Below are 12,621 nucleotides of genomic sequence, written 5' to 3'. Positions count from 1 at the left end.
CCTCGAAGCACTTGGACGTGTGGATATCCAACCTATCCTAATAAAAGGTCAGTCTCTTTCGGAACGACTATACGACCACCCCGAGGAGCGCTGGGCCAAGGATATCGACCTCCTTATTCCTTCTGATCGCTTAAACGACGCCGACCATGTTCTATGCGACATCGGCTTTATTCGTGTCAACCCGGAGCATTATCGCGAGTACCACTTTCATTTGCCGTATTGTCGCCCCACTGGCCGTGCAGGGCAGTACCTTGAAATCCACTGGGATCTGACCCCGAAAAGTTCCCCGGTTCAATTCACTCCGCAGTCATGGTTCAAAGTTGCTCAGACCCATACACTTCGAGCTGGGCGCTTGCTATTACCCCCCCCACAGGAGGAATTACGTCATCTCTCCTGGCACGCATTGAACGGTGGGACATTGACCTTGCGGGATACCTCTGAGGTGCTTCAGCTTCACTCGCTACTGAGCGAACACGAACGGGAATCCATTGACGACTCATTTGTTAAGGCAATAGTAGCGGTGGGAAGGTCACTATGGTCGGAGACGGGGAAGGAGTTGCTTCCTCCTCTTACAGAACGTCGGTGGCTATCACGAGCGATGCTCTCCTCTAGTACAGTGCTTGAAATCGGGAATGTAAGGTGGGCGGCGCTCCGAAGTGTTTGCTACTGGTCTCTGCTACGGCCAGAAAGCGCTGGCCTCGAATTTCTCTTTCGCGATAGCCTTGAATCAATTGAGCAAGATCGGAGGCGAGACGGTTCCCAGGTCGGATTTCGGGAGGCAGTTAGGATAACTCTCGGACTGTTGTTAGCACTGGCCGCCTGTATTGTCACAGATCGGCCGGACGCGCTTCCAACGTCAGCAAGTCAACGTACGCACGGTTAGTACGTAAACGGTCAAACAACGACCTTGTAGGGACCCGTCCCGAAGAGACCCACGCACTCACCGCGCCAACAATCAGTACTATTTGCAAGGGACTCCTCAATGAATAGTATCGAGCATAAGCTTCCAGTATCTGATTTCAATGGGCAGTTCTTACTTTCGCAAGATGAGAAAACAAGTTGTGATAATTGGCATGTTCAAGACCAAAATGGCTGGACGCTTAGTCACCATGACTCCTTGCGGTTAATTAAAGTTACCTCCAATGATGCGACTGGCGATTGTGTCGGCTGGTTTCTAGGCTGGCCGATTAACAACTCTGGTGTGTTAATTTGTGGAAAAATCATTGCCCCATTTGACCCGCCCCCACTAGACCGATCCAATTTCAGCGGTAGAATTCGGAGCCTCGGGACGGATCACGAAGGAGACAGAAAAGGCACGAAAGCGGTACGCGGCTGAGCAGATCATCACGAAACTGCGCGAGGCGGAGATCGAATCAGGCAAGAGACGGAGCACACCGGAGGTGTGCAAAAAGCTCGGCATCAGCGTTCGGACGTTCTATCGCTGGCGAAAGGAATACGGCGGCCTGCGTGTCGATCAAGCCAAGCGTCTCAAACAGCTTGAGCAGGAAAACAATCGACTGAAGAAGATTGTTGCGGATCTCTTCCTGGACAATTCGATCCTCAAAGAGGTCAGCTCGGGAAACTTCTAAGCCCGGCGAGACGTCGACGGGCATTCGAGCACATCCGCGAGACGCTCAAGGTATCAGAGCGTCGGGCCTGTCGGGTGCTGGGCCAAGCTCGATCGACACAGCGCCATCGTGAGCCGTTGTCGGGTTACGAGGAGCGGCTGGTTCAACAGATGACCGAGCTTGCCACGAAGTGCGGGCGTTACGGTTATCGCCGCATTACCGGAATACTGCGCCGAGCTGGCTGGCGAGTGAATCACAAGCGGATCGAGCGTCTTTGGAGACGAGAAGGACTAAAAGTGCCGAAGAAACAGTCGAAGCGGCGTCGACTGTGGCTGGGCGATGGATCTTGCATCCTGAGACGGCCGGAGCATCGCAATCATGTGTGGGCCTACGACTTCGTAACCGACCGGACACGGGATGGACGTCCACTGAAGATGCTGCCCATCGTTGATGAATACATAAGGGAATGCCTAGCAGTCCACGTCGAGCGGCGGATGCGATCGATCGATGTGCTGCAGGTATTGGCCGATCTGTTTATCGAGCATGGAGCACCGAGGTATATTCGATCCGACAACGGGCCTGAATTTGCAGCGATCAAGATTCGTCGATGGTTAGAGCGGGTCGATGTCGAGACGCTCTTCCTCGCACCGGGCAGTCCGTGGGAGAATGGCTACGTGGAATCGTTCAACGGCAAACTAAGGGACGAACTGCTTGACGGCGAGATCTTTTACACGCTGCAGGAAGCCAAGGTCCTCACCGGTCGATGCCGCAGGGAGTACAACACGATCAGACCGCATAGCTCGCTTGGATACAGACCGCCGGCACCAGAGGCGATCCGGCCGATTCCGCCGTCTTTCGCTACGCTCAAGTCGACGAAATCGGCGTCAGTAGTAACTTAGTCAGTGGTACGACCATTGGGGGCGGGTCAGAGGGACGGGCCATGACAATGAACTCGCGTCTGAAATTACTTCTAAGTAATGCAAATATCACAAAACTAATCGCCACCTGCCGACCGGCGCGCACGATCGTTCTGATGTATCACGATCTGCGAACAGATGATGATTTCGAAAACTGGCTACGAGTGTCCAACAAGGACTTCGATTATCAACTTATGCGTCTGAAGCAGGTAGGAGATTTTATCGGTCCGGATGATCTCTTTAGTCCTTCCAGAGATCGTCGCCCACGTTTTCTAATTACTTTTGACGACGGCTACCGCAATAACATTCAATTGGCGGCTCCGATCCTACGCAAATACAACGCACCCGCTCTTTTCTTTATTTCTACTAGACACATGCAGGAACAACTGTTCTTCTGGCCGGATGTCATCGTAACTCCGCTGCAGGCACTACAATTGGACAGTTTGGATTTGCGCAACTTCGATCTGGGCCAGTTTCAATTCCGACCTATGGGATCGCCCGAACGTTGGGATGATATCCAGGTATTGCTTGTCTCGCTCAAGAATCTAGGCAACACGAACAATCCCACAGTGGCCGCGGTTCTGCGGCATATGCAAAAAGAATATGCGGAGCCACTGGCTAAACATTTGCCTCGGTTCCGACCCATTAATTCTTCAGAGTTGAAGGAGATGTCTCGTGAGCCCCTTTTTCACTTTGGTTCCCATGCGCACCATCACGACATCCTGACCTTTCAGAAAGATGGCGCCGTGGATGCCAACCTGAAAAAATCACAGAGCATCCTGGAGGAGTTAACTGGTCGCCGGATAAAGCACCTTGCTTACCCGAACGGTAACTGTGACGCACGCATTATCGCCCGCGCGGAGAGGATTGGCTATACGCGCGGCTATGTAGTCAAAACCGGGATCGTCAACAGTAAGACATCTGCGATGGTCTTGCCGCGACTGGGTATCGGAGGCATCGGACATCGTTCTCTTCCATTCTTTCAACTGAACCGACTACTGGTAGAAGCGATATTAGAATGAAAATCGAACCGGTGTCAGCGGAGGAGTATTCACAGATTGTTGAACTCTTCAAAGAATACGGATTCGCGCTACAGGAAGAAAGTTGGTTTGAGTGGAAGCACTTAAAGAATCCCGTCGGCCAGTCCGTGGTCTACAAGATAATGTCTGATGAAAAGTTGAATGGTACGGTGGCGGTAATCTCCCAGATGTATCGTCAAGGCGGTAGAAAATTCATGGCGATGCAGGCCGTTGATGGATTGATGGGTCGAAATCTTCGCGGTAAAGGGTTGTTTAGTGATGTCATGGCGTTTGTGGCCGGATTGTGCTCGCAGGGTGACGATGAACCGTGTTTCAGAATTGGTTTTGCTTCGGTACCCGGTTCAATGAAGGCCTTGGCGAACGCCAAATGGAATAAACTTTTTCGCTTTCGCATCAAGAAGGCCGTTTTGGATGCAAGTGCCCTGACGCCACTACCCGGCGGAACTTTTTTCTCTGTGCTACTGAAACCTATTTGGCCAATATACCGAGCGTGGCTTTGTCGGGGTCACGGTGATATCGATATCCGGAAGATAGATCGTTTTACTGAGGACATGAATCGCTTTCAACCGAGGGAGCGCGTGACCGGAGATCGCGGCGTAGAATTCATGAATTGGCGGGTTATTGACAACCCACGCGACAAATTACAAGCGTTTAAATTCGATCATCAAAACGAATTAGTAGGTTACGTGATATGTAAGGAATTGCCCGAGTGTTTAGAGATCTTAGAGTTTCGCACCAGCTTGTCCGGACGAAAAGTTATCGCGTCTTTCCTGAAATACCTGGTCGATAAAAAACTTACAAGAGTCGTTGATTTCTGGTTGGCAGAAGGCTTCGAGCAGTTTGACAAACTGCCGACTGGAATGATGGACAGAGGATTCAATGGAGCCATGTTTATAAACGGACATCGAGAATTGGGATTATCAGATGACAATACGCAATGGGCGGGCAGCTATCTGGATTCGGACTGGTAGAATTACAGCTACAAGGTGAGCCCATTGTCAATATCCTCACACAGAAGCAAAGATGCGTGAGTAAGAAGAACAAGAGCCCTTTGTTCGAAACTCACAGAGCAGGACGCTGGTTCCAGGTCCGATTGACCTGCCCCCGCTAGACCGATCCAATTCCAGAGGTAGAATTCGGAGCCTCGGGACGGATCACAACGGGGACAGAAATGGCACGAAAGCGGTACACGGCTGAGCAGATCATCACGAAACTGCGCGAGGCCGAGATCGAATCAGGCAAGGGCCGCAGCACACCTGAGGTGTGCAAGAAGCTCGGCATCGGCGTCCAGACGTTCTATCGCTGGCGAAAGGAATACGGCGGCCTGCATGTCGATCAAGCCAAGCGTCTCAAACAGCTTGAGCAGGAAAACAATCGCCTGAAGAAGATTGTTGCGGATCTCTCCCTGGACAATTCGATCCTCAAAGAGGTCAGCTCGGGAAACTTCTAAGCCCGGCGAGACGTCGACTATGGCTGGACGATGGATCGTGTCTTCGACGTCGACCGGAGCATCGGAATCACGTCTGGGCCTACGACTTCGTGGCAGACCGGATACGGGACGGACGTCCCCTGAAGATGCTGACCATCGTCGACGAATTCACCCGGGAATGCCTGGCAGTCCGTGGGAGAATGGCTACGTGGAATCGTTCAATGGCAAGCTCAGGGACGAACTGCTTGACGGCGAGATCTTCTACACGCTGCACGAAGCCAACGTCCTCACCGGTCGGTGGCGCAGAGATTACAACACGATCAGACCGCATAGCTCGCTTGGATACAGACCGCCGGCACCAGAGGCGATCCGGCCGATTTCGTCGACTTGAGCGTAGCGAAAGACGGCGGAATCGGCGTTAGTAGTAACTTAGAAAGTGGTACGACCATTGGGGGCGGGTCACTCGCCGCGCCATTAATCTGTTCTTTTTGCAAGGGACTCCTCAATGATTAGTATCGAGCGCAAGCTGTCAGTATCTGATTTCAATGGGCAGTTCTTACTTTCGCAAGATGAGAAAATAATCTGTGATAAATGGCACGTTCAAGACCTAAATGGCTGGGCGCTTAGTCACCATGACTCCTTGCGGTTAATTGAAGTTACCTCCAATGATGCGACTGGCGATTGCATCGGCTGGTTTCTGGGCTGGCCGATTAATAGCTCCGGTGAGTTGATTTATGAAAGCACCATCGCACCGTTTACGAAAGCTGGCATTGCAAGAACCGATCAACTGGAAACCTTCTTGTACTGTCATGGTGGACGCTGGATATTTATTTCAGGAACCGCTGAATTACCAAGAATATATTTGGATCCCTGTGGGTCTCTAGCTTTGGTGTATGCCCTTAGTGGGCGACAGATAGCTTCGACAACAACATTAATGAGTTCAGATGCAAAGTTTGGGCATCGTTGGCTTGAAACTGGTGTGGAAGAGTTTCCTGGAACCAATCAGTTTTTTCCACTTGGACTGACTGGCGACAAGAAAATAGCCAGACTGATGCCAAATCATTACCTCGATCTAAGAACAAATAAACCTGTTAGACACTGGCCACTCAATGACATACCGCGTGTGAATACAGCCAAAGAAACAGCCGAGCTAATTGACACAATAGTCTCGCATGTCAAAAACAACCTCAAAGCTCTGGCTGGAGACGCGCAGTTATATCTATCACTCACCGCCGGTCGTGATTCCCGCATGTTGCTAGCGTGCAGTAAGGAGATTAGAGATCGTATATCGTGCTTCACATTTAGTGATCAACTTGGCACTGGGCCTATTGACTTGGAACTGGCAAAACATATTTGCCAGCATGTTGACTTGCCACATGAAACAGTGCCTCTCGCATCAGTAGGTACAGCGCTCAGGGATGAGTACTTGAGGCGGATTGGTTACGCTGGAAACGCCGGCAAGGCGGCGGACTTTCTCCAAGCTGCAGGAAAATATCTCGATCCTTCGAAAATATGGCTAATAGGCTATGCGGGCGAGGTAGGCCGATCGTTTTACTGGCTGAAGAATGACACTAAAGACACGAAAATTGATCCGGCAAACCTGTTGCAGCGAATGAACCTACCAAGCACCCCGCAATTTATAGAACCAATGAAGGCTTGGATAACAGATCTCGACAGCCTCGACTTCTATGGACTCCTTGACATGATGTACTTGGAATTAAGAATGGGTACTTGGGCTGCTCCCCACTTATATGGTTGTGCTCCAATTAGAGGGGTAATAGTTCCTCTTTGTCACAGGGGCATTATGGAGGCAATGCTAAAACTGCCAGTGGAATATCGTTGGCAGCAAAATCTCGCCAATGATGTTATTCGCACCGCTTGGCCAGAGTTGCTACAAATACCTTTTCAGCGAATGCCAGGAGCTTATGGCCTATGGCTCTATGTGAAAGACAACAAAATTGCGCCGCGCATAAATCGATATATTGATTTATTGGGAACGTTACGGGGACGCAGTAGGACATACGATACGCTCTACAATACGGCACGAAGCATTTATCGCGGCATTAGAAAGCAATAGCTATTCACTAACGTAAACGGTCGAGCAACGGCGTTCTTCCCCTAGCCCCTCTAATCGAATCAACGATCCGCGGGAAAGTCCGGTGGCCACTCGATGACGAGGAGGAATTCAGGCCAAGAAGAAGAACCGTTGTCCGCAACGCAGCAAAGTGAACCGCCCTGGATATTCTAGACATGTAGCTGCTTCAAATAGTAGCTATTCTCTTGCTCGATCGGTGACTGGTTTCCGCTGCTCCCATTTAAACAGCTGAATGAAACTCTCCACAACGGCATTGTCGCAGCAGTTTCCTCGTCGACTCCTACTCGGCGCAAGTCGGCGACTTGCCGAGAGTAAAGATCGAGTACTACCGCAAGGTAGAGCCACTACTCGTACGTTCGGATGAAAGCAATATTCGTGACCCAGATCGAATTAGGACGATCGATATTAAATTGTTGCTCAAGTTGATATTGCTCGAACCGATCGGCCACATACCGCCGGTCGAATACGAAGAGATGTACTGTCAGGCTCAGGCGGCTCCAGTCGCGGTGGCGGAAGTCAACTAATTTGGTCTCCTGAATACACGGTGCGGTTCAAAGTGCATTTGGAGATCTCTAATTGCTTCTTCTCAATCTATGGACCAGTTCTATCGAAGTTTTGACTCACTTCCTAATAATCTTCCCCACGCAATACTCGAGCGGACAAGAGAATTAGCCCAGACTTCCGGTTCCGTGGTCATTTTCTTAACTCGATATTCGCACTCGCTTACTATCGCCTTTCTCCACATCCAAAGAGGCTTGCGAAAATGTCCCTTCGCTTCGACTGGTTGGCGGGCGGACTCGAATTCACCAAGACCGCGATAAAATGCTCTAAGGTATTTTAAAGTCTGTCTTTCTTTCGGTACATGATGACGAACAATTGCCGAAGGCGTCCACTTCCCTCTATGACCGTCTTGTATCATTGATCGAACTAATGCGGTCTCCTCTCCGCGCAATTGGCTGTTCGGGCGTGGACCTACGTTTGTGTCATACTCATACTGCCTTTGAACCGATGTCTTGATCGCCATGTTCACACCATGGGGTACTTTCTTCCGCGTAAGGTCAATCGGTTCGTCTCCAAAATCAACCAGGGCATATGCGCCCTGAACTGAAGGTACTATTCGCCGAAGCCAGCTCGGCGGTTCGGTTTCGAACCAAGGAATGACGGCCCCCCCAAAAAAGCTCGCTTCAGGCCACTCTTGGAAAGCAGCAGCATATGCATTGAGCCATGCGCTCGTGACTTTAGCGTCATCATCTGTCCAAATTATATAATCGCCACTTGCTAGAGATACTGCACGATTTAGGGCATGCGATTTACCTTGCTTCTCTTCAAAAACATATTTGATCGGCAGTTTGGATGCGAACGAATTAATTACTAATTCCGTATCATCCGTCGAATTGTTGTCGACGACTATCAGTTCCCACTCAAGGTTTGGCGGAACGTCCATTTCGACGAATGCACCTAGCGATTTTCTAAGCATAGTAGCCCTATTCCAAGTACATATGGCGACAGTGAGTTTCATGTAACAACGCTCCTTCGCCAAACTACAGGCAGACATCCGGTCAGCTTTTGGATGACCGCATGTTATCGGACGGACTTGAATCTTCGAATGCTCAATTTTGAGAGCTGGAGGTTCGTTTCGGCAGTGGCAATAAGTTGAGCATCTCTTTTCGAAATACTTTCTTCCTCGTTTTCGCGCTCCAATACAATCGCGCAAGACACTGCTTTTTTAATCTCCAACTTATTTGAGCCCGAATGATCGCTTTCGCGTATTCAACGTACATGAAGGAATAAGGAATCTTGCCTGTCCATTTTTTTTCAGGGTTGAACCACTCGGCGAAGGCTTCAAGGTCAGTAAGCATACTCATCGACTGAATTTCGTGCTTATACGCGAAAAAAAGAAACTCTTCAATTTCGATAAATTTTCCAACTAACGATAGTTCCGCAAGCAACACACCGTCCCCATTTACGTAATCACCTATTAACTTCGTTTGCTTAAGAAAATTCGAGCGGATCAGGCCAAAGATCTCGAAGCACTTGTGTCCCACGAGTAGTGACGCGAATCTATCGGGCGCATATTCGCCATCCGTATCCAGTCGCACTTCGTAAGGGTATTCGCGGTTCGATATCTCATCTACTACCATAGTTTTAGGATAAGCCAGGACTGCTGAGTGATCGCTTTCCAGTGCATTTAGCGCCTTCTCCAGGAAACTGGGGGCGCAAATGTCATCATGAGCTGCCCACTTGAAGTACTGAGCATTTGAAAGGTGGAATACTTTATTGAAGTTTTTTGCCGCGCCAATATTTTCGCCATTTCGAACATAAGTAATTCGATCGTCCAAACCGGCCGCTTTGCGGCAAATTTCTTCGGTGCCATCTGAGGATGCATTGTCTAGGATAATTAGCTCAAAATTTTCAAATGATTGCGCGAGGAGAGACTCAATAGCAGCGGCCAAGTAGTTGTCGCCATTGAAAACTGGAAGTCCTATAGAGATTATTTTCATTGTCTTTCGATTTATAATTTGGCGAAAAAATTCATATCGTGCATTGGTTCCGGAGTTTACGATATTTCAGGAAATGGCGATCTCATTCTTGGTTTCGATCTTGAGTTGAAATATTGATCTATCAGGAACATTACAGGGGCACGGCGGGACAGCAAATCAGCCCCTAGTCAAGCGACCATAAATCGCCCGCAGCGAAACCATGATCAGTCCTCGAATGGACACCACGCTGATACTCCAACGCATCGCCAGCCGATAGTAATTCTTTGAAGCAACATAATCACCGGCCTCTTTCAACTCCCAAGCCATTGAATTGTAATTACGCGCAATTTTTCGCTTTACACCGATGCTCTGAGTACCAGGGCGGGCGAACTCCAGTTGCCGTTTTAATACTTCTATACGATTAGGGGCCAGCTGAATTGCCGGCCGTTTGCTTATGCTGCTGCCGACCAAACGATACTTATGAAGGGATTCTCCAATTAGCATCATGCCGCTGTGTCTGACAAGCCGTAACCAAAACTCATAGTCATCGCCGTTTTTGAGAGTTTCATCAAAACGACCCACCTCAACGAGCACTGCTCTCCTGACAGCCACACTTGAAGTGCCAATAAAATTTCCAAGTAGCAGTAATTCATACGATTCTTGCGGCCCCATTGACACGATTCCAGTCGCCTGGTTCGCCCGTAACAGCGCCGCAATACGATCAAATTTTGACAGGTAACCTGGGCTGCTGACATCGTACCCGTTCTCATCTATCGCACTAAAGTCAGTCGCAACCAGGCCGCGCATATCCAGGTCGTTCTCGAGACAATCTACGGTTCTTTTCACTTTACTCGGGTCAGCAATATCGTCTGCATCGAAAAATAATATATATTTGCCCCGAGCCTTTCCGAGGCCACTATTTCTTGGAGCCGCCGGCCCACCACTGTTCTTCCTGGAAAGAATGTGGAGCCTCTGATCATCCGCGAACTCGCCCAATAGTTTAGCGCTGTCATCCGTTGATCCGTCATCAATTGCCAATACCTCAAGATCAGAATGCGTCTGCTGCAGCAGACTCCGAATACAAGTTTGGATGTATTTTTCCGCATTGAAAAACGGAACGATAATGCTCACAAAAGGACTAGCCATCTAACTAATCTGCCTCTCCAGCAAGTGGACATGCCCCCTACGAAACCGCTAACAACCGCTTACATAGGTACTCACTGTCCGACCAAATATACAGGAGTCGTCCCTAATTCCACCGACGCGATTTGCGATCACTTGCTGCATAACACTGAAGGCATGATTCGCGCGGCTACGCTCCGACGTGCGTATTCCGGCCCATCGTGATCAACCGTCGGTAGCGAAGCGGCTACAGATGAGGAAATTACGAGAAATTCTGCGACTGAAGTACGAGCGGCGGATGCGGCACAGAGCGATCGCCCGAGCCTGTGGTGTGGGAGTAGGGACGGTCTCGGAATATACCCGCCGGGCCCGTCAGGAAGGTCTCGACTAGCCGCTGCCGCCGCAGTCATGGAAAACTCACAACCGGTTTTCCACAACTCCTTGGACGGGCTGCGCCCGCCCGCAAGCTCTACAGCCTCGGCGACGGAGCGGCCCCTCAAATAGGCGAAAGTGATGTACGATCCATCAGAAAAGAACGTAGGAAGACAAGGAGACCGCTGAAAACCATCATCGCTTCGCTCTGACGGGGGGATCACGTCCAACTGCTTGCGTGATTACAATCATCGGATAATGCGATCACAATCAGCGGAATACGCAGTATGGCGAATAGCGACTCTCTTGAGCACACGAAATCTCCTCTAATGCCGGATGTCGGGGTGCTTGCGGTAGTACCCGATGAGTGGGATGACGTTTGGCAACCGCGACATCACATCATGATTCGACTGGCGAAGTACTTCAATATCGTTTGGTTTGGGCCGATGCGGGATCGACAGGCGTTGTGGAAAGCGTCTAAAAAGTCCCAGTTGGATTCGCCTGCTCCGGGTTTCGAAATATATGCCCAAGACAGGTGGCTTCCAGTAGCGTACCGACCCAAATGGCTTGTCAAATCCGCGTCCCGACTTCGTCTGTGGCGAGCGAAATCGATATTACGAGCTGCCGGTGTTAAGCGAACAGTCCTTTATATGTGGCGACCCGAGTTTGTCGCGATGCTTGATGATGCTGACTATGATTCCAGCGCCTATCACATCGATGATGAGTACACTTTTTCGCCCACGGAACAGCCGATATCTTCCGACGAGTACGAACTGATTAGTCGTGCGGATCAGGTATTCATGCATTCACCGGCGTTGCTGAGGAAAAAGGGGCACATCAATTCCAAAACAGCATTTATACCCAATGGAGTTGATTTTCACGCGTACTCGTCATGCGACGTGGAGGCAGACGACATAGCCGCCATTCCGCACCCTCGCATTGGGTACGTGGGAAGGATCAAACCGCAGCTTGATCTGCAGTTGTTACTTGAGTTGTCGCAGATTCACTCGGATTTGTCGTTTGTGTTGGTTGGACCCTTGGTGTCGACGAGCACAATCGAAGATGAAATTAGATCGCTACAGAATCAGCAAAACGTTTATTTTCTTGGAAATAAGCCGGTCGGGACTTTGCCAACATACAATTGCTTTTTTGATGTATGCATGCTTTGTTACCGAATGGATGACTACACGAAATTTATTTATCCAATGAAAGTGCACGAGTATCTGGCAACCGGGCTTCCGGTCGTCGGTTCGCCTATCGAGAGTTTGTTGGAGTTTGCCGACACAATCTCATTGGCTCAGACCAGAGAGGAATGGTCTGCCGCTTTGCTGAAGTCATTGAGCCCTGAAATGAACACCACGGAGATGATCAAGCATCGACAAAGTGTTGCCAGGCGGCACGACTGGGACGTATTGGCTCTGAACGTAGCAGTAAAGATGTGTAACGAACTTGGGCCCTCTTACTCGAAAAGGCTGAATGATTTTTTGCAGTCGTCGACATTCGTATGACTACCAGGTTCCGTGAAATATGGGTAAACCCTCGCGTCAAGGTTTGATTCTATCTTACGCTGACTTCCCTATCTTTACTGAAGTCAAACA

At 49.9% G+C, this 12,621-nt stretch carries 8 protein-coding genes and 2 pseudogenes; 6 read left to right on the top strand and 4 right to left on the bottom strand.

All coding sequences use genetic code 11. The features are described 5' to 3' along the window. Positions 1-1,292: 1,292 nt before the first annotated feature. The 5 genes and pseudogenes from OES25_11540 (at position 1,293) to OES25_11520 (ending at position 7,031) form a co-directional block, all read left to right on the top strand. A protein-coding gene (locus OES25_11540; GenBank protein MDH3628269.1) for an IS3 family transposase occupies positions 1,293-2,467 on the top strand; the annotation gives its coding sequence in 2 pieces (ribosomal slippage) (positions 1,293-1,575 and positions 1,575-2,467; 1,176 coding nt in all). Between the two features lie 41 nt (positions 2,468-2,508). Next, positions 2,509-3,507, top strand: coding sequence for a polysaccharide deacetylase family protein (locus tag OES25_11535; protein MDH3628268.1), 999 nt, complete (start codon positions 2,509-2,511; stop codon positions 3,505-3,507). Beyond that, entirely contained in the window at positions 3,504-4,496 is a 993-nt protein-coding gene (locus OES25_11530) for a hypothetical protein (protein MDH3628267.1), read from the top strand. Before OES25_11535 ends, OES25_11530 begins: the two co-directional genes overlap by 4 nt. Positions 4,497-4,696: 200 nt before the next feature. After that, positions 4,697-5,345: pseudogene (locus OES25_11525) on the top strand (integrase core domain-containing protein). Positions 5,346-5,459: 114 nt separating this feature from the next. Further along, entirely contained in the window at positions 5,460-7,031 is a 1,572-nt protein-coding gene (locus OES25_11520; protein ID MDH3628266.1) for a hypothetical protein, read from the top strand. Positions 7,032-7,259: 228 nt separating this feature from the next. On the opposite strand, the pseudogene OES25_11515 reads toward OES25_11520, so the two are convergent. The 4 genes and pseudogenes from OES25_11515 to OES25_11500 form a co-directional block, all read right to left on the bottom strand. Then, positions 7,260-7,471: pseudogene (locus OES25_11515) on the bottom strand (hypothetical protein). A 182-nt stretch (positions 7,472-7,653) separates the two neighbouring features. Then, positions 7,654-8,568, bottom strand: coding sequence for a glycosyltransferase family 2 protein (locus tag OES25_11510; protein ID MDH3628265.1), 915 nt, complete (start codon positions 8,566-8,568; stop codon positions 7,654-7,656). A 91-nt stretch (positions 8,569-8,659) separates the two neighbouring features. Next, positions 8,660-9,550: a glycosyltransferase gene (locus OES25_11505; GenBank protein ID MDH3628264.1), complete on the bottom strand. Its 891-nt coding sequence runs from the start codon at positions 9,548-9,550 to the stop codon at positions 8,660-8,662. A gap of 156 nt (positions 9,551-9,706) precedes the next feature. Beyond that, on the bottom strand, positions 9,707-10,675 hold the full coding sequence (locus OES25_11500; GenBank protein MDH3628263.1) for a glycosyltransferase family 2 protein: 969 nt from the start codon (positions 10,673-10,675) through the stop codon (positions 9,707-9,709). Between the two features lie 635 nt (positions 10,676-11,310). On the opposite strand from OES25_11500, the gene OES25_11495 reads away from it, so the two are divergent. Further along, positions 11,311-12,531, top strand: coding sequence for a glycosyltransferase (locus tag OES25_11495; GenBank protein ID MDH3628262.1), 1,221 nt, complete (start codon positions 11,311-11,313; stop codon positions 12,529-12,531). Positions 12,532-12,621 lie beyond the last annotated feature (90 nt).

This window comes from Acidobacteriota bacterium (assembly GCA_029861955.1).
Lineage (GTDB): Bacteria > Acidobacteriota > Polarisedimenticolia > Polarisedimenticolales > Polarisedimenticolaceae > JAOTYK01.
Note: the sequence above shows the minus strand (reverse complement) of the source record. Positions and strands in the feature narration are given on the sequence as shown.